Source organism: Nitrososphaerota archaeon (assembly GCA_029785825.1).
GTDB lineage: Archaea > Thermoproteota > Nitrososphaeria > Nitrososphaerales > Gagatemarchaeaceae > UBA183.
Genome location: JAFLYY010000001.1, coordinates 155,528 through 170,890, shown reverse-complemented (window position 1 = coordinate 170,890; position 15,363 = coordinate 155,528). Strand labels below are relative to the sequence as shown.

The following is a 15,363-nucleotide window of genomic DNA, read 5'->3' as shown; positions in this document are numbered from 1 at the left end:
CTATTTCACCTCCCTGGCGATGCCCGAAGCAGCGGCGTGCAACCTCTTCTCTGACGCCTTCAGAGCCGAGCTGAGGAGGGCCACCGATGCCTCGATGGAGGCCAGGTCCCGCTCGCGGTCCCCCAGCCCCTTCTTGATCTGCCTTGGATTCGACCCCCCTTCCGTCGATATGCGCCCGAGGAACTTCGCGGGGTCCAGAAGGCCGTCGATGGTGCCCCGGTCCAGGGCGACCTTCTTTCCGAACTTTGAGGAGACTTCAGGGAGGCGCTTCGCGGCGGTCTCCTGGAGCGGCTCCCCGGTCTCTTCTGAGATTCGGACGAGCTGGCCGACTACGGCGTGCGCCTGTCGGAACGAGAGCCCCTGTTCGCTCGCCAGGTGGTTGGCTAGGGCGACGGCCGTGGAGTTGCCTCCGGAGGCGGCGGACCGTGCGACATCCTCCCTGAACATCGCAGTGCCGACCATCCCGGCGAGGAGGCGCGTCGAGTCCGTGGCGTCGTCCAGGGCCCGCCAGAGGTGGGGGGTGACCTCCTGCAGGTCGAGGTTGTACGAATAGGGGAGGGCCTTGAGTATGACGCAGGCCCCAACCAGGTCCCCGATCACGGAACCCGCCTTGGCCCTGACCATCTCTGCCACGACGGCGTTCTTCTTCTGGGGCATTATGCTGCTCGAGGCGGCGTAGGAGTCGGAGAGCTCGACGAGCCCGAACTCGGCCGAGCTCCAGAGGATGAGCTCCTCGGCGAGGCGGCTCGCGTCGAGCATGGCGATGGCGGCGCACGAGAGGGACTCGACCGCCGTGTCCCTCGACGACACCCCGTCCATGGCGTTCGCGACCAGCCCCGGGAACCCCAGGAGCCGGGCGACGTACCCCCTGTCTATCCTGACAGAGGTCCCGGCCATGGCGGCGGACCCCATAGGAGAGAGGTTCACCCTGCCGTAGAGCTGGAGCGCCCTTTCGGCGTCCCTCTGGAAGGCGTCAAAGTGCGCGAAGAGGTGGTGGGCGAGGGTGACGGGCTGGGCCCGCTGGAGGTGGGTGTATCCCGGGAGCGTCAGGACGCCGCTCTTCCTGGCCTGCCCGAGGAGCGCCGCCTGCAGGGCGCCGATCGCCCGTACGAGCTCGACTATCGCCGCTCTGAGCTCCATCCTGATGGCGGTGGCGACCTGGTCGTTCCTGCTCTTGCCGTAGTTGAGGAACCCGGCGGTCTCGACCCCCAGTGCGTCGACGGCGTCCTGCTCAAGCTGCTGGTGGAAGTCCTCGGCCTTGGCCCCTGGGGAGATCTCGGACGACGCGCTGAGGAGGAACTTCAGGCATCTCGCCCCCACCTGGCGGTCTACCTCCTCGGCCTTCACAAGGGCTGCCATGTGGGCCATGTTCACCTCGACGACCCGGCGGGCGATCCGTCCGTCGTCCGCCATAGATGAGGTGAAGCTGAGGGCCTCGTCACTTTGCTTCCTTAGCCTTGGTCCTCGTATGTCCATTTTTCCTGCCTTCCTCAACCTGCGAGCTCAATCCCGCGGCGACCCTCGACTGGAGCCCCCACAGCTCGATGAACCCCACGGCGCTCTTCTGGTCGAACTTGGACCCGCGGCCGTATGTCGCGAGCCCGACGTCGTAGACGGAGTACTCCGACGACCTCCCCACGACCCTGGCGGACCCCTTGTAGAGCTTCACCCTGACAGAGCCGGTGACCCTGTGCTGGGTCGCTGAGATGAACCGGTCCAGCGCCGTGCGCAAGGGCTCGAGCCAGAGCCCCGCGTAGACGAGCCAGGCCCACTCCCGCTCCACCTGGGCCTTGAAGTCGAGCTCGTGGCGGGTGAGCACCAGCTTTTCCAGGTCCCTGTGAGCCTCCAGGATCACGGAGGCGGCGGGGCACTCGTAGACTTCGCGTGATTTTATCCCCACCAGCCTGTCCTCTATGTGATCTATCCTCCCCACTCCGTGCGAGCCTGCGACCTCGTTCAGGTAGCTCACCAGCTTGAGCGGCTCCATCGAGCGCCCATTCACCCTGGTGGGGACCCCCTCCCGGAACTCGATGTCGAGGTACCCCGGCTCGTCGGGAGCCTCTTCCGGGGAGACGGTCCACTCGAAGGCGTCTTCGGGGGGCTCTGTCCCCGGGTTCTCCAGGGGGCCGCTTTCCATGGATCTCCCCCAGATGTTCTGGTCGACGCTGTAGATGGACTTCGAAGGCTTCACCGGGAGCCCCCTCTTCTGTGCATAGGCGATCTCCTCGTCCCTGCTCATGTTCCACTCACGGACGGGGGCGATAACCTGGAGCCCCGGGCTCATGGCCCTCACGGTCACGTCGATCCTGACCTGGTCGTTCCCCTTCCCCGTGCACCCGTGGGCGACGGCGTCAGCTCCCTCCCTCTCGGCCACCTCCACCAGCTTCTTGCCGATCAGAGGACGCCCCAGGGCCGTGCTGAGGGGGTACTTCCCCTCGTAGAGGGCGTTGGCCATGACAGACGGCCACACGTAGTCTTTGAGGAACTCCGACTTCGCGTCAATGGTGTAGTGGTTCCGCGCCCCTATCTGCCTGGAGCGCCGCTCCACCTCCTTCAGGTCGTCGCGCTGGCCGAGGTCGAGGGTCACTGTGACGACGTCGGCGTCATACTTCTCACCTAGCCATTTTACCGAAACCGAGGTGTCAAGCCCGCCTGAGAAAGCAAGGACGACGGTTCTGCGCAATCTTCTTTCACCGCGGGCCGAGCCAATATTTTTATAGATTATGGACAGGAAAAACATGTTTTGGTCAAACATGACCCAAAACTGGTCAACGCCCGTTCGGTGACCAGGGCCGTCAAGGAAGAGGTCGACTCCGACCTGTCGATACAGGACGCCATGGCCAGGGACTATGCGAACCTGAGCGCCCTCGCGAGAGTCCTGGTCCCCAAGGTGGCCACCAGGACGGGGAAGAAGGCGAAGGGGGTCAGCGAGGTGGGGGTCGCGACGGCGCTCAAGCGCCTGAGGAGGTCCTATTCGGTCCCGTCTCCCGGAGTGGGGAGGGTCATCGCCGAGAGCGTAGTCAACGTCAGGACCCACGTCTCGCGCCTCTCTGTCGAGAGGACGAGGAGGACCCTCCAGACCGTCACTGCGTTGCTCTCGGGGAACCAAGAGGACTTCATCCAGGTGTCAGAGTCGCAGTCCTACATCACCCTGATCTTCGACCAGAAGCTGCACGCCAGGGTCAGGCGGTCTCTGGCGGCCGCTGAGGTGCTGGACGAGGGGGAGGGAGAGGCAGCCATAACGGTCCACAGCCCGGAGGCCATAGTGACGACCCCGGGGTGCATCAGCGCCTTCTACAACCAGCTCTTCAGGAGGCGCATCAACGTGGAGGACACGGTCAGCTGCTACACGGACACCATCATGCTGGTCGAGATGAAGGACGCGAGCAGGGCTTTCGAGGCGCTCACCGAGCTCGTGGGGGAGGAGCAGAGGAAGCTGGGGGAGCGGGACAAGTGATGGACCCGGGGAGAGGGCGGAGATGAGGGTGACCGTCTGTGAGCTCCCGGACGACAGGGGAGCCTTCGCCTCCGAGTGGCTGAGGCTGGCCAGGCACGTGAGGGAGGAGTCGTCGGACATGGTGCTCCTCCCAGAGGTCCCCTTCATGGAATGGGTCTTCGCCGGGGCGAGGTATGACGAAGAGGCGTGGAGCGAGGCGGTCGAGGCGCACCGGAGCTGGACGCGGAGGGTGCCGGAGCTGGGAGCTCGCGCCGTCCTGGGCTCCAGGCCCGTGGAGTCGGCGGGGCGGAGGTTCAACGAAGGGTTCGCCTGGACGCCGGATGGGTTTGTCTCCTCCCACCGCAAGCGGTACCTCCCCGACCAGGAAGGCTTCTACGAAGCGAGATGGTATGCGAGGGGGAGCAGGAGGTCCTCTCTGTTCGAGGCAGAAGGGTGGAAAGTCGGGTTCCTGATTTGCAGCGACCTCTGGTCGATGGCGGACGCGAGGTCCTACGGCAAGAAGGGGGCTGGGCTCATAGCCGTCCCGAGGTGCACGGGGCTGAGCACGGACAAGTGGCTCGCCGGAGGGAAGGTCGCGGCCGTGGTCTCCGGCGCCTACTGCATATCCTCGAACAGGACGGGGAAGCGGGGGGCGGCGAGGTTTGGCGGGGTTGGATGGGCGGTGGACCCTGACGGGAACGTCCTGGCGACGACCAGCAGGGAGCGCCCTTTCGCCACCGTCGAGATAGACGGGAAGGTGGCCAGGGACGCCAAGAAGACGTACCCGAGGGACGCCCTAGAGCCGGACTAGCGCTGCAGCAGCGAGCCGAGGAACTTCTGTGAGTCGAAGGGGACGAGGTCGTCATACCCCTGCCCCACACCCAGGAAGATGACCGGCTTCCCGGTGGAGTAGACTATCGATAGCGCGGCGCCTCCCCGCACGTCGGCGTCAGACTTTGTGAGGATGGCCCCGTCGAACCCGACGTGCTGGTTGAAGAGCTCGGCCTGGGACACCGCGTCGTTCCCGGTCAGGGCGTCGGCGACGAAGATGCGGAAGTCTGGCTTGACGACCCTGGCTATCTTCGACATCTCTTCCATCAGGTTCTGGTTGGTCTGCATCCTCCCGGCGGTGTCTATGAGGAGGCAGTCGACGTGGTGGGCTCTGGCGTACAGGACCCCGTCCCTTCCGACCGCCGCCGGGTCCGCGCCGTAGCGCTGCGAGACCACCTTGAGCGACAGCCTGTCAGCGTGCTCGGTGAGCTGCTCTATGGCCCCGGGCCTGTGGGTGTCCCCGGCCGCGCAGACCACAGACAGGCCGCTCTTCTTCAGGAAGCTGGCGAGCTTGGCGACCGACGTGGTCTTCCCTGTCCCGTTTATCCCGAGGAACAGGACGACGTAGGGCTCTCCTCTTTTCGACTTCTCCCTGACGTTCGCCGCCAGGTCCACCGTCCCCGCCTTCTCGAACGCGGCTTTCAGGGCGGACGTGAGCCTCTCCCCGACCACCTCGGAGAGGTCCACCGAGCGGTCGACCTTGGTCCCGGCGAGGCTTTTCTGGACCTCCGTGGTTAGCGCCTCAGCCACCCCCTGAGCTACGTCGCTCTCGATGAGCGAGAGCTGGAAGTCGAACACTGCCTTGTCGAGGCCTTCGCCGCTGAGTTCCTTCTCCTTTACCGCGCTGGTTATGGACGAGAAAGCCTGCTTCAGCCGGTCGAACAACGGGACCCCTACTGGCTTCGGCCCATCAGGCTGTTCAGCGCTTCCCTGTCTGCGTTCAGCCTCTGAGCGATCTCGTTCCTCTGGCTCACGATGGCCACGAGGGACTTCTCGATGTCGCGGCTCCTCTCCTCCAAGATGGCCACCGCTTCTTCCCTGGGCTTTTCGAGCACTATGTTGGCGCCAACCTGCACGAGCACTTTGTCGGTTGCCGGCGGCTCTGTCCTCAGCATCACCCCTCCCCCTATCTGCGTGAGGACCTCTGAGGTCTGTTCCTGGAGCCCCTTTATCGCGTCGAGGGCTGCCCGGCCCTCCAGGAGCGCCCTCTCGAGGAGGTTCTGTCTCGCTGTGAGCTCGTTGTAGGTCCCTTCGAGGACCCTGATCTCAACGAGTATTTCGTTGACCGCCTCTTCGGCCGAAGGCTGCTGGCTCATTTCAGGATTTTCAAACGCTCAGCGCCCGCGTTATAAACACAAGCTCCGGTCCGGTCGTCAGGCTCCCGGCCACCGCGTTCCTCGAGTTGGCAACCAGCCCCGAGGCTATGTAAGGGACCCCGCCGTTCACGGACGTCGGATACGCGTCGACCCCCAGCAGCTCCCCGAACCGGGCCGCCTCTGCTTCGTCGAGCCCCGGATAGACGGCAGCGCCGCTGTTGGTGGCTACCGCTAGGGACCCCACCTGGTGGTACTCCCCTATGGGGACCCTCTCCACCTCGGTCCCCAGGACGTCTTTCACCTGGGCGAGCGCCCTGGCTTCGAGGGCAGGGGAGGCGATGGCCCGCCTGTCATTGGCTACCACGAGGTTCCCCGCGGCCGTCAGCTTGGATTCTAGCCTTGAGACGTTCAGCCCGGTGGCGCTCCTGATCTCAGCGATCTCGGCGTCCTCAGCCAGCCTGGAGACAAGCACTCCGTTGCCGTTCATGGACGCGAGCGCCCCCAGGAGCCTCGACTCGCCGATCGAAGTCGGGACGGCGGTCACCTGAAGCGCTTCGCAGAGCTTGTCAGACTTCGTCTGGGCGAGCCCCTTGGGTAAGAGGAGGAACCTGTCGTTGGCCCGCATGAAGATCCCTATGTTGGGGCTGCGGTAGATGTCCAGCAGGTGGAGACCCATCGGGTCACACTTTTTCTGGCGCTGGGGGGAGGCTGACCTTGACGACGCCGTCCTCATCCCGCTCCATTTCGAGGGTGATGCGCCTCGGGGGGTGCTCGATCCCCCTCGCCCAGATCACTTCGTTGACTTCGGTGTCGATGCTGACCTGCTCGGCCTTCATGTGGCGGGTCGCGAACTCCCTTATGACCGCCACCGCCTTCTTCGCCCTCCGGTAGGGCGGGGCCTCATAGACCACGCCGAGCGGGACGACGTAGGTCCTGGTCAACTCTCCTTTCTTATCTTCAGACAACTGTTATCACCTGAGTTTCAGTTTCCGCTGGCGCCAGTGCCTCCGCTGCGGGTTGGACCGGACTTTGCGGTTGGTCTTCACTATGACCCAGGTTGGGACGGAACGCGCCTGCCTGGTGGCCTTGGTCAGCCTGTTCTTCTTCGAAGCGTCCTTCACTCGGGCCATTTCATATTCTCCTGATGCTGATCTCGCGCTTCTTGCCCTGCAGCGCCGTCAGCATCTGCTTGACCTGCTCGTCATCCACCGGCTTCGCGAGCTTTCCGGACGATGCGAGCTGGATGACATATTCCTCTATGGAGGAAGCTAGGTCTGGGCGGACCATCCTGACGTTCGCGAGCCGCTGCCTCGCGTCAGAAGTGAGCGCCATCCTGAGGGCTCCTTCCCTCATCATCTTCCTCTCGGAAGCCTCCTTGTCGGGCTGCTTCTGGGGCTGCTCGGACATGGCTACGCGTACCTCGCGAGCGCCTTGTCTTCGGCGGCGAGCGTCGTGAAGACCTCCCTGCTCGTCTTGTCCAGCATCGCCCGCCCCTTCGAAGTCAGGACCCTCCCCTTGGGGGTCTTGGACACGAGCTCAGCCTGCTCCAGCTGCTTCAGGATCTTCCGGATGGAGGAGCCGCCCGCGTCTCTATGGTGCTTCGGATAATAGTGCAGCGCCTTCGTGCCGCCGTAGGCCCTTTCGAGGTCCCCCAGGCCCACCGGGCCGTGGAGGTAGAGCTTCCGAAGCAGCGAAGCAGCGCGGGTGAACCACCAGTCGGAGTTCGTAGGGGGCCTTTCAGCGTGGGAGCCTGTCTTGACGTACTTCGCCCAGTCGGGCTCCTGGACAGCGGAGACCGATTTCATCTGCTCGGCCAAGGCGGATATCAGCTTGCCTGACGGGACGTCGTGGGCGTTCACCATTTCGTTTCACGAAGCGGATTTCCGAGCCCTTTCCAACTGTATTTAAGGCGTTCCGACGATTTTTCGGTTTACGTGGCCGCAATCGGCGCACGTCACCCTGATGACGGCCTGCTTGCCGTGACCCAGTCGGACCCTGGCGTTGACGCCGGGGACGAGGAGCTCCTTGCACCCGTGGCAGGTGAACCTCCTGAGGGAGGGGTCGAGCCGGACGTTGAACCTCAGTTTCACCTTCCTGGCGAGGGCCGCCTGCTCTCTGGCCATCGCCGGGTCGGTGTGGGAGAGGGCCACGGCCGACTCGGTCAGGAACCTGACGACTTCGGCGGCCTCCTCCTTGGCCCCCTTCCGGGACTTCACAGCCCCTGTCGTGTGGCGAAGGTCTTAACCGTGCTCCCGGACCCTCGGGGCCGGCTTGATCAGCTTCGTGCTGGCGGAGTCTGCCCTGGAGCTGGTCCCCAGGGAGATATGGGGGCGGCCGGCGGTCGCGAGCGACGCCACGCGGAGGGGGAAGGAGCCAGGGGAGATACTCCTGGACAGGAGCTTCCATCACTCGGCCATGGAGAGGCTCCCTGACTCCGAGAAGAGAGGGAGGCCTGACCTGGTCCACGTCGCGCTCCTGAGCGTCACCGGGACCCCACTATACCTGGACGGGAAGGCGAGGGCATACGTCCACACATGGCCAGGGAGGGTGGTCGAGGTGGCCGAGAAGACACGGATCCCCAAGAACTACATCAGGTTCAGGGGCCTGATGGAGGAAGCCCTGACGGGGGGCTCTGAGGGGGGGCTGCTCCGGGTCCATGACTGGGGGGTGAAGGAGCTTGTGAGGAGGGTCGGGGGCGGCAGGGTGTTCGGGCTGTCCGTGCTCGGGCGGAGGTCGACCCCCAGGGGGTTCGCGGAGGAGGCGGCCGCGTCGGACGACCCGGTCGTGGTGGTCGGAGGGTTCCCCCGCGGGCACTTTTCGAAGGAGACGGCGGCCGCGCTGGACGAGGTGGTCAGGGTGCACCCGAAGCCGCTGGAGGCCCACGTCGTCGCAGCGAGAGTGCTCTACGAGATCGAGAAGGCCGTGGAAGGGTTCAAGGATTAAAAACAGTCTGGGACGCTCGGTCGCTCGTGCGGTCGTCGTCCAGTCCTCTCCGAGGGGACAGTCTGGTCCAGGACATCAGCCCTCCAAGCTGGTAACCCGGGTTCAAATCCCGGCGACCGCACCTTTGTTTCCTCTCTCTCTTTGTAGGCTGAACGCGTCAGGGGCGTTGCTGTGTGTTTGTGTGCCTGTGGTGAGAGGTCCAGCCAACTGCTGCAGAATTTTCTGAAAAATTTCAGCACATGTGTCAGGACTGACTGCTGCAAAAAATTACCTGAAAGAAATAACAGGCAGTTGGGTCAGGCTACAAGGGGAATGTGTCTATGGAGCGAAGATTCGAGCCTGCGGAGGCAATGAAGTCCTCTTCGTTACAAAATCAGGACTTCTCTGCAATAATCTCTAGGTATTTTGTTGGTTCAAACTCGCCTGGGGTCGTTCTCTCGTCAAACTTTAGCGTAAATCCCTCTTTCAGGAAGAGACTCCGAGCCTCATCCGATTTGAACGGATAACTCCCTATTCTCGCCGCGTAGCTTCTGGCAATTTCTTTGAGCCTTTCATAGCCAATTGCCTCGAGAACCAACCCACCGCGGTCCACCGCTCTGGACCAGGCTCTGTCGACGAATTCGGACTGTTGTTCTTGTGTTGCAGTAAACGAACGGCTCTCATCTGATATCCTTATTGTAGTGATTACCTTGCCATGGTGAACGAGTAGGTTCTTCCAGCGTTTGATTACATCTTCAGTTTCGTCTTGCCGGAACCGCGTCACAAACGCGTCTGTAACAATTACATCGAATGAGGAGTTCTTGAGTGCAGGTGTATTGACTATGTGACCTTCCACTGTCTGAATGGTGAAGCCGTACTTGTTTGCGTACCATTCGGACATTCGTAGCGGGGTAGAACAGATGTCTGTGACCACTATGCTCGGGTTGGCATTCACATATCGCACCGCCTGTCTAACGTGTCCAAGCATAGCATAATCTGCAAGTCCAGAAATCAGTATACTTGCACCTGGCTTCGTTTGCATGACAGTTGTTAATGCATTGTGATAGAACTCGGCGTGCCAGTCTGGTGTCGATACCATGTCCAAGAGTCTTAGGTATTGCCAGGCACCGTGATACCATGAGCAACTCTCGCTTTTCCCGCCACTCAGGAAAGTGCTTCGGCAACCCTTCGATAGTTCTTCCGTTTTCTTCGCCGTATCTCGAAGTTCAATGGCTGCGTCCTTCGATAAGAAAGAGCCCGAACCTTTCAAGTTGGAATCAACGAATGAATCTAACGCTTGCATTGGGGCAACTCTGGCTCTGACCAAGACTTCCCACCATCTGTTAGCTTTGTCCAAGTCTTCTTGAATTGCGGAGTATGTCGCTTTGACCTCCTTGCTTCTTCGGCCCGTTGGCTGAACATGGCAGAGTACTTTTTCGTCCCAAATCCCGAAATCTTGGATTGCTTCCGCGTCCCCTACCATGTCTGAATCTATAACATAGACTTCGATGCCAGCTTGGCTGTCTTCACTAATCTGCTTTAGAAGGGCTTCTCTAGTTTTCTTTTGCGTTTGTTCCGCAAGAACAGATTTTTGAAGTATGAACATTCTTGTGATTTTCTTGCCCTCTTTTGTAGCCTTTCTACATAGCTCGAAGTAATCTCCCACTGTTGTCCAGTATTCTCCAAGATTCACAAGAGAAGTAGCTCTTCCCCCCTTTTCGCACCGCTCAATCATTAGCTTTGCCTTCGGCTCTATGTCTGCTTGGGCAAACTCGATGGACGACGAACCTATTTCAGAGTCCAACTTGCTCAGCTTGGCACCCATTACTTCGCTGAAGAGTTTGTTACCCGAGGAATCCTTCAGTAATCTGGTCACATGGTCGTTAACATTCCTGAGCGATGGTGTCGCAAAAGTAATGTTACTCCGCTCTTCATTGAAAACAGAGTTCACTTGGAGTGACAGTATGGATAACAGGAAGCCGAAAGTAACAGCGATAACAGGTTCGTTGAAGACTGCCCAGATTAAGGTCCCCATACCTATGGGTAAGCCGATCTCCGTTACTAGCAACCCAATCTGCTTCTTCTTCATCCTATGGCGGACGCGGCAATCAACTTCGCTTCTTTAAGTAATTCATTGCGTCGGCAACAATTCGCGAATACCAAGACTAGCTGGTTAGTCTAACCCGTCTTCCTTCGTCAGTCAACATCCACTGGTTCTGCCTTCCGACCCTCTTTCCTTTGACCATGCCTTCGGACTTGATAAGAAAACACATCTCTGACAAAGGTCTTAGCAGCAAGGAAGCCGTTCGAGACATCGAGGAAATGAGAGGGAAAGAGAAAGCGAACATGGAGAAAGGCAATATCAGTATCCAAATCAGAACAAAGCCGGACGACACGAGCTACCTCTCAATGGATGGCCTGGCGAATCTGGTTGACAAGACCCGGAGTCCAACGAAAGAAGCTGCGCTTTCCAGAGACGCGGCAGAATACAAACCAATACGCGACGCCTTAATGCATACCGCTCTATTGACGGGAGGAGCGAAGAAGAAGCTCTCAAGTGTGTCAGATAACATCCGAGGACGAGTCAAACAGTTGCTCTCCGGGGCATAGGTTAGTAGCCTGACCCAACTGCCTGTTATTTCTTTCAGGTAATTTTTTGCAGCAGTCAGTCCTGACACATGTGCTGAAATTTTTCAGAAAATTCTGCAGCAGTTGGCTGGACCTCTCACCACAGGCACACAAACACACAGCAACGCCCCTGACGCGTTCAGCCTACAAAGAGAGAGAGAGAGAGCGCGCACCTTTGTTTCCTCTCTCTCTTCCTCCACTTACGGGATAAGAGGGAAGGCGGACAGGCAGGCGAGCAAGCACAGACGCAAGTACTAGCGAGCGATCAGAAACATGCGAGCGGGCGCTGAAGCGCCTGTGGGGGGCCCACGCAGTCGTCCTCTCTCAGACACATGCTGATATGCACACATGCGCGCGCCCTCTCGGGCCACCTCCCTGGGAGTCAGCTCGAGCGCAGACTCGGAGAAGATGAGGTCGAGCAATGCAGATGCTGTGTCAGCCGAGCACGATTAGGCGTTTCTTAGGGGTCGGCTTTCGTGGCCCGAGCGGCGGCCTGTCTAGTCGTCCTTTCCTCTGACGGCTTCGTCGGTCTTCTTGACACCCTTCTTCCCTACGTCTACGCCCTTCTCTCCCGCTTCCTTCCCTACCTCGACGCCCTTCTTCGCGGCTTCCTCAGTCTTGTCCTTCATCTTCTTCAGGAACGACATGCCCCGTTCGAACCCGCGGGACCTAATAAAGTGAACTGCCGTTCTCTTCCGTGGAGAGCTGAACGGCCGTGGGTCCATCCGCGGGGGCCTCTTCTGTCCCGTTCTCCGAACAACCCAACTCCAGTGACTACGGTTAAGACCTGACGGGCCGGTGTTGCCCCCGCGAGGCAGAGAAGGGGCGCGAAGGATGACGCTGCAGCATCTATCAGGTTCCTGATCGAGTCGGCCGTGGCCCTCTCCCACACCGACCCGGCGATGGCCAGAGAGCAGGCGGCCCTCGCCAGGAAGGTGAAACTGAGGTTCAACGTCCGGCTCGTGTCCGTAGTCGGGTTAGTCTTCTGACCCAGCTGCTGTGATCTTTCTGGAAGACTCTGCGGCAGTTGACTTCTCAGCCCACTGGAGAGAGCGCGCGCCTTTGTTTCTCTCTTTGGAACCTGCGGTCGACCCTCAGCTCGGCGGGACGGTTTCTTCACCCGTGACCGTCGGCCTGAGGTTGTTCGAGGCGCTGATGGCGGTCATGTCTGCCGTGATATCGAGCACGATGGTAGTCGTCTTCCCGGCAGCGATTGCGAAGTGCATTGGAACCTTGATCTGGCCGCTTGGGACTGTGAGGGTCACGTTCTTCCCGCTCACCGTAGCTATCGCAGCGGTGACTCCAAACCTGGCCATCGTGTAGTTGCCCACGGGGATGCTGTTCTTCCCTAGCATCTTGGTCACATTCTGCAGCGCCAGCAAGTCGAAGGTCGTCGCGTTGACCTTGAAGGTGGTGCTGGAGTTACCCGCGCCCTGGAGGGTGATATCCGTGATTGTAAGATAGATGTGAGAGACGGCCCCAGTCGACGGCGCATCTGTCACTCCTACTATCAGACTTCCGCTGGGGGCCATCAGGAAGACTGCGGCGGCTGCCCCGACGACCACGACGGCAACTACGACTATCGCGGCAACGACTGTGGTCTTCAAGTCTCTGACGGACATCTTTGCCGGGATATATATTCCATCAGTTTTGAAAGGACACCAGGCGCTGGTGAGTCATCCCGGGGCGCGGCGGCCCGCTTCAGGGAGGAAGCGAACCCGAGGCTCATGAAAGCACCCCGACAAGATTGGGGGGATCCGCCATACACAGAACCCTCCGACCAGGTCGATCACCTCATAAATCAGACATGACGGTTTAGCTGATTTCAATCAGGAGACCCCAAACCAGGCGTGATACTTTCGCATCGCCGGGCTTTCACCCTACCTCCTCTGTCCTCTTCTTGTGCGGCGGATGGATGTACTTTCTGCCTTAAGCCATGGTTCGTACCGTCAGGGTTTGTGCGTCAGATATTGACTCGATGCCAGGAGGCCTTGTTGCAATAAGGACATTTGATGTGGTGCCTGTTCCACAGCTTACCGGATGTGGCCACGTGCTCTTGCCCGTCTGAGGTTATTATGGTCGCGTTGCCCGGAGCGTGAACCAGATATGATGTGGCGCTCATAACGTAGTCGAACTCCCTTCCGCAGTTGGGGCACTTCAAGTGGGTAGCGGGCATTAGCTAGCTTCTGGCGATGTGTTGCATTTACGGGTTCTTGAAGGGTCAACCTGGCCTGGGACTTCGGCGACCGTGCTGCCGAGCATCTTGGGCAGGTTGCCCTTGGCGACATAGTACCCGCATCTGCTGGTGCCTCTGAACCGAAAGAGAACGCAGTTTTCTTCTCCCCCTGTACTGAATCGGAAGGACGGCAAATGCCGCTGCCTGGAAGAGACCAGAGCCTGCCGCGAAAGGGTGTCTCGCCCGGACGTACTCTTGAAGCGAGGGCCTCTGCAGAGCCCCACGTCTCCATGTTCAAATACGGAACCCGTGATTGCCTTTGTGCTTGGAATCGCGGAACCGGCCCGGTCATAGGGAGGGCAAAGAGGGGCGGCCGACTGGACCAGAAGGATGACGCGCCATGGCGCTCTCCGCGGAGACATTCCTGCTGGTAATCTCAGCCATCATCTTCATCGGCTTCGTAGGGAACATCCTACTCAGTAAGAAGGGCATCCCCCAGACACTGTTCCTCATCGCGGCGGGCATTGCGACCCGGTGGTTCGCCGTCCTGCCGACGACCGCCGTCAACGCGATGCTCCCGATCCTGTCGGACCTCACACTGGCGATGGTGGTCTTCGACATCGGCATGAGCCTGAAGCTTCGCGACATAATGTTGGAGGGTAGGTCGGCGGTGACGCGCTCGTCGCTCTATATGCTGCTCTCGATAATGGGGGTAACCCTCTTTTTCGCAGGGGGCCTCCACTGGAGCCTCTACCAGTCGCTGTTCCTCGGGTCCATAGTCGGCGGGGAGATATCCATGATAATCGTCCCCTATCTCGCGAGGCGGATCTCCCAGCGCGGCCTGGTCTCCAATCTGGCTCTCGAGTCCGTGTTCGACTCCCTGGTCCTCATCATACTCTTCACAGTCCTGCTCAACGGGTACAACCAGGGTGCTCCCCTGGACCTGCAGGGGCTCTCGGTGATCTCCAAGAGCTTCTTCGAGGAGCTCTCCATCGGCCTAGTCGGGGGGGTGCTGCTGGGGCTCGCATGGGTCCGGGTCGCCAAGAGCCTCGGCCACTCGGACTTCTTTTACATGGCGACAGTGGGCTACGTCCTCCTGACCTACGTGCTGGTCGGGGAGATCGGAGGGAGCGGCGTGATCACGACGCTTGCCATAGGGCTGGTCATGAAGAACTTCGCAGACCTTCCTGGACCCCTCGCCGTGCCTAACGTCATGCCTGCTCTTTCGCTGAACTACATTTCGGCCTTCCAGACCGAGATTTCGTTCTTCCTTCGGACTTTCTTCCTTTTCTTCCTCGGGTTTTCGATGCCGCTGAGCGTCCTGTCGAGCTCCAGCGTCTACTTCGAGTCGCTCGCGGTGCTCGGCATCCTGCTGGTGGCCAGGTACATCAGCACCGAGCTGGTGGACCGTAAGATGGCCGTCGGAGACAGGAGATTCATTGTGTCCATGATGGCCCAGGGGCTCACCCCGGCCCTCCTCGCGACGACCCTGATCGCCGACGCCGTGAGCGGATCGTCACAGATACTCCCGATAGCGGCTCTTGTGATCGTATTCACTAACGTCGTCGCCGCCGCCGGGGTCCGCCTCTTCCTGGGTTCCAGCCAGAGCCTGGACCTAGGCACTCTCGCGTCGGTCGGACCGCTGGTGCGGGAGCTGAGCGGCATGGTCGAGGGGCTTGACCAGGACCAACTGGAGAAGTGGCTGAAGACCGTGGAGGACGACGCCAGGGAGGCTGCGCCCCCGGAGGTGAGGGAGAGGGTCAAGGTCCCGAGGGTCGGCATCGGCAAGAAAGGCCAGGCGGTCGAGGTCTCTCAGACCGCGATCCCTTACCTAGTCGACGCCATCAGGAAGAACGTAGAATCCATGCCTCAGGGGGTACGGTCATACTTCGAGGAGCTGGACGACCTGCTCTCGAGGCAGGTTAAGGGCTGAACCGGAGGACGCTCTTTTTCCAGGACGTCGGTTCGGCCGCAACGCGGGCCCCATCGGGAGCGCGTCCGCAGCCAAGTCGGGCTAGACGCTATGTCCACGACACGCCTCCAGGTTGAGCTCT

Annotated in this window: 18 protein-coding genes and 1 tRNA gene; 6 read left to right on the top strand and 13 right to left on the bottom strand. The window is 60.6% G+C overall.

The window, feature by feature from the left end:
* Positions 1 to 1,476, bottom strand: coding sequence for an argininosuccinate lyase (gene argH, locus JRN21_00905; protein MDG6987869.1), 1,476 nt, complete (start codon positions 1,474 to 1,476; stop codon positions 1 to 3).
* Entirely contained in the window at positions 1,439 to 2,740 is a 1,302-nt protein-coding gene (locus JRN21_00900) for an argininosuccinate synthase (GenBank protein MDG6987868.1), read from the bottom strand. The genes argH and JRN21_00900 overlap by 38 nt, the downstream gene beginning before the upstream one ends.
* Positions 2,741 to 2,743: 3 nt before the next feature.
* Between JRN21_00900 and JRN21_00895 the strand changes: the two genes are divergently transcribed.
* Positions 2,744 to 3,457, top strand: a complete 714-nt coding sequence (locus tag JRN21_00895) for a hypothetical protein (protein ID MDG6987867.1) — start codon at positions 2,744 to 2,746, stop codon at positions 3,455 to 3,457.
* A gap of 28 nt (positions 3,458 to 3,485) precedes the next feature.
* Positions 3,486 to 4,247 carry a carbon-nitrogen hydrolase family protein gene (locus JRN21_00890; GenBank protein MDG6987866.1) on the top strand — a complete coding sequence of 254 codons (762 nt, stop codon included), beginning with the start codon at positions 3,486 to 3,488 and terminating at the stop codon, positions 4,245 to 4,247.
* On the opposite strand, the gene ftsY is transcribed toward JRN21_00890, so the two are convergent.
* The 8 genes from ftsY to JRN21_00850 are packed head-to-tail and all read right to left on the bottom strand — an operon-like array spanning position 4,244 to position 7,799.
* Complete coding sequence (gene ftsY / locus JRN21_00885; GenBank protein MDG6987865.1) at positions 4,244 to 5,152, bottom strand: signal recognition particle-docking protein FtsY; 909 nt, start codon at positions 5,150 to 5,152, stop codon at positions 4,244 to 4,246. The two genes, JRN21_00890 and ftsY, sit on opposite strands and share 4 nt — an antisense overlap.
* A gap of 8 nt (positions 5,153 to 5,160) precedes the next feature.
* Positions 5,161 to 5,583, bottom strand: a complete 423-nt coding sequence (pfdA, locus tag JRN21_00880; GenBank protein MDG6987864.1) for a prefoldin subunit alpha — start codon at positions 5,581 to 5,583, stop codon at positions 5,161 to 5,163.
* Positions 5,584 to 5,593: 10 nt separating this feature from the next.
* Positions 5,594 to 6,259: a translation initiation factor IF-6 gene (locus JRN21_00875; protein ID MDG6987863.1), complete on the bottom strand. Its 666-nt coding sequence runs from the start codon at positions 6,257 to 6,259 to the stop codon at positions 5,594 to 5,596.
* 4 nt (positions 6,260 to 6,263) lie between these two features.
* Complete coding sequence (locus tag JRN21_00870) at positions 6,264 to 6,548, bottom strand: 60S ribosomal protein L31 (GenBank protein MDG6987862.1); 285 nt, start codon at positions 6,546 to 6,548, stop codon at positions 6,264 to 6,266.
* 6 nt (positions 6,549 to 6,554) lie between these two features.
* Positions 6,555 to 6,713 (bottom strand): 50S ribosomal protein L39e, encoded by a 159-nt coding sequence (locus JRN21_00865; GenBank protein MDG6987861.1) that lies wholly within the window; start codon positions 6,711 to 6,713, stop codon positions 6,555 to 6,557.
* 1 nt (position 6,714) lies between these two features.
* Complete coding sequence (locus tag JRN21_00860) at positions 6,715 to 6,990, bottom strand: DNA-binding protein (GenBank protein ID MDG6987860.1); 276 nt, start codon at positions 6,988 to 6,990, stop codon at positions 6,715 to 6,717.
* A 2-nt stretch (positions 6,991 to 6,992) separates the two neighbouring features.
* Positions 6,993 to 7,445 carry a 30S ribosomal protein S19e gene (locus tag JRN21_00855; GenBank protein ID MDG6987859.1) on the bottom strand — a complete coding sequence of 151 codons (453 nt, stop codon included), beginning with the start codon at positions 7,443 to 7,445 and terminating at the stop codon, positions 6,993 to 6,995.
* 42 nt (positions 7,446 to 7,487) lie between these two features.
* Complete coding sequence (locus tag JRN21_00850) at positions 7,488 to 7,799, bottom strand: RNase P subunit (protein MDG6987858.1); 312 nt, start codon at positions 7,797 to 7,799, stop codon at positions 7,488 to 7,490.
* Between the two features lie 55 nt (positions 7,800 to 7,854).
* On the opposite strand from JRN21_00850, the gene JRN21_00845 reads away from it, so the two are divergent.
* Entirely contained in the window at positions 7,855 to 8,526 is a 672-nt protein-coding gene (locus JRN21_00845; GenBank protein MDG6987857.1) for a ribosome biogenesis protein, read from the top strand.
* A 28-nt stretch (positions 8,527 to 8,554) separates the two neighbouring features.
* Positions 8,555 to 8,647 (top strand) — tRNA-Gly (locus JRN21_00840).
* A gap of 252 nt (positions 8,648 to 8,899) precedes the next feature.
* Here JRN21_00840 and JRN21_00835 read toward each other — a convergent pair.
* Complete coding sequence (locus tag JRN21_00835; protein MDG6987856.1) at positions 8,900 to 10,594, bottom strand: hypothetical protein; 1,695 nt, start codon at positions 10,592 to 10,594, stop codon at positions 8,900 to 8,902.
* 233 nt (positions 10,595 to 10,827) lie between these two features.
* On the opposite strand from JRN21_00835, the gene JRN21_00830 reads away from it, so the two are divergent.
* Entirely contained in the window at positions 10,828 to 11,115 is a 288-nt protein-coding gene (locus JRN21_00830) for a hypothetical protein (protein MDG6987855.1), read from the top strand.
* 515 nt (positions 11,116 to 11,630) lie between these two features.
* Here JRN21_00830 and JRN21_00825 read toward each other — a convergent pair.
* Together JRN21_00825 and JRN21_00820 are read right to left on the bottom strand one after the other, a co-directional pair.
* Positions 11,631 to 11,780, bottom strand: coding sequence for a hypothetical protein (locus JRN21_00825; protein MDG6987854.1), 150 nt, complete (start codon positions 11,778 to 11,780; stop codon positions 11,631 to 11,633).
* 447 nt (positions 11,781 to 12,227) lie between these two features.
* Positions 12,228 to 12,740 (bottom strand): DUF4382 domain-containing protein, encoded by a 513-nt coding sequence (locus JRN21_00820; GenBank protein ID MDG6987853.1) that lies wholly within the window; start codon positions 12,738 to 12,740, stop codon positions 12,228 to 12,230.
* 969 nt (positions 12,741 to 13,709) lie between these two features.
* On the opposite strand from JRN21_00820, the gene JRN21_00815 reads away from it, so the two are divergent.
* Positions 13,710 to 15,242: a cation:proton antiporter gene (locus JRN21_00815; protein ID MDG6987852.1), complete on the top strand. Its 1,533-nt coding sequence runs from the start codon at positions 13,710 to 13,712 to the stop codon at positions 15,240 to 15,242.
* Positions 15,243 to 15,363 lie beyond the last annotated feature (121 nt).

Coding starts and splice junctions, on each gene's coding strand:
- argH (MDG6987869.1), bottom strand. CDS start 1,476: ATGGACATACGAGGACCAAGGCTAAGGAAGCAAAGTGACGAGGCCCTC.
- JRN21_00900 (MDG6987868.1), bottom strand. CDS start 2,740: ATGTTTTTCCTGTCCATAATCTATAAAAATATTGGCTCGGCCCGCGGT.
- pfdA (MDG6987864.1), bottom strand. CDS start 5,583: ATGAGCCAGCAGCCTTCGGCCGAAGAGGCGGTCAACGAAATACTCGTT.
- JRN21_00875 (MDG6987863.1), bottom strand. CDS start 6,259: ATGGGTCTCCACCTGCTGGACATCTACCGCAGCCCCAACATAGGGATC.
- JRN21_00865 (MDG6987861.1), bottom strand. CDS start 6,713: ATGGCCCGAGTGAAGGACGCTTCGAAGAAGAACAGGCTGACCAAGGCC.
- JRN21_00860 (MDG6987860.1), bottom strand. CDS start 6,990: ATGTCCGAGCAGCCCCAGAAGCAGCCCGACAAGGAGGCTTCCGAGAGG.
- JRN21_00855 (MDG6987859.1), bottom strand. CDS start 7,445: ATGGTGAACGCCCACGACGTCCCGTCAGGCAAGCTGATATCCGCCTTG.
- JRN21_00835 (MDG6987856.1), bottom strand. CDS start 10,594: ATGAAGAAGAAGCAGATTGGGTTGCTAGTAACGGAGATCGGCTTACCC.
- JRN21_00830 (MDG6987855.1), top strand. CDS start 10,828: ATGAGAGGGAAAGAGAAAGCGAACATGGAGAAAGGCAATATCAGTATC.
- JRN21_00825 (MDG6987854.1), bottom strand. CDS start 11,780: ATGTCGTTCCTGAAGAAGATGAAGGACAAGACTGAGGAAGCCGCGAAG.
- JRN21_00815 (MDG6987852.1), top strand. CDS start 13,710: ATGGCGCTCTCCGCGGAGACATTCCTGCTGGTAATCTCAGCCATCATC.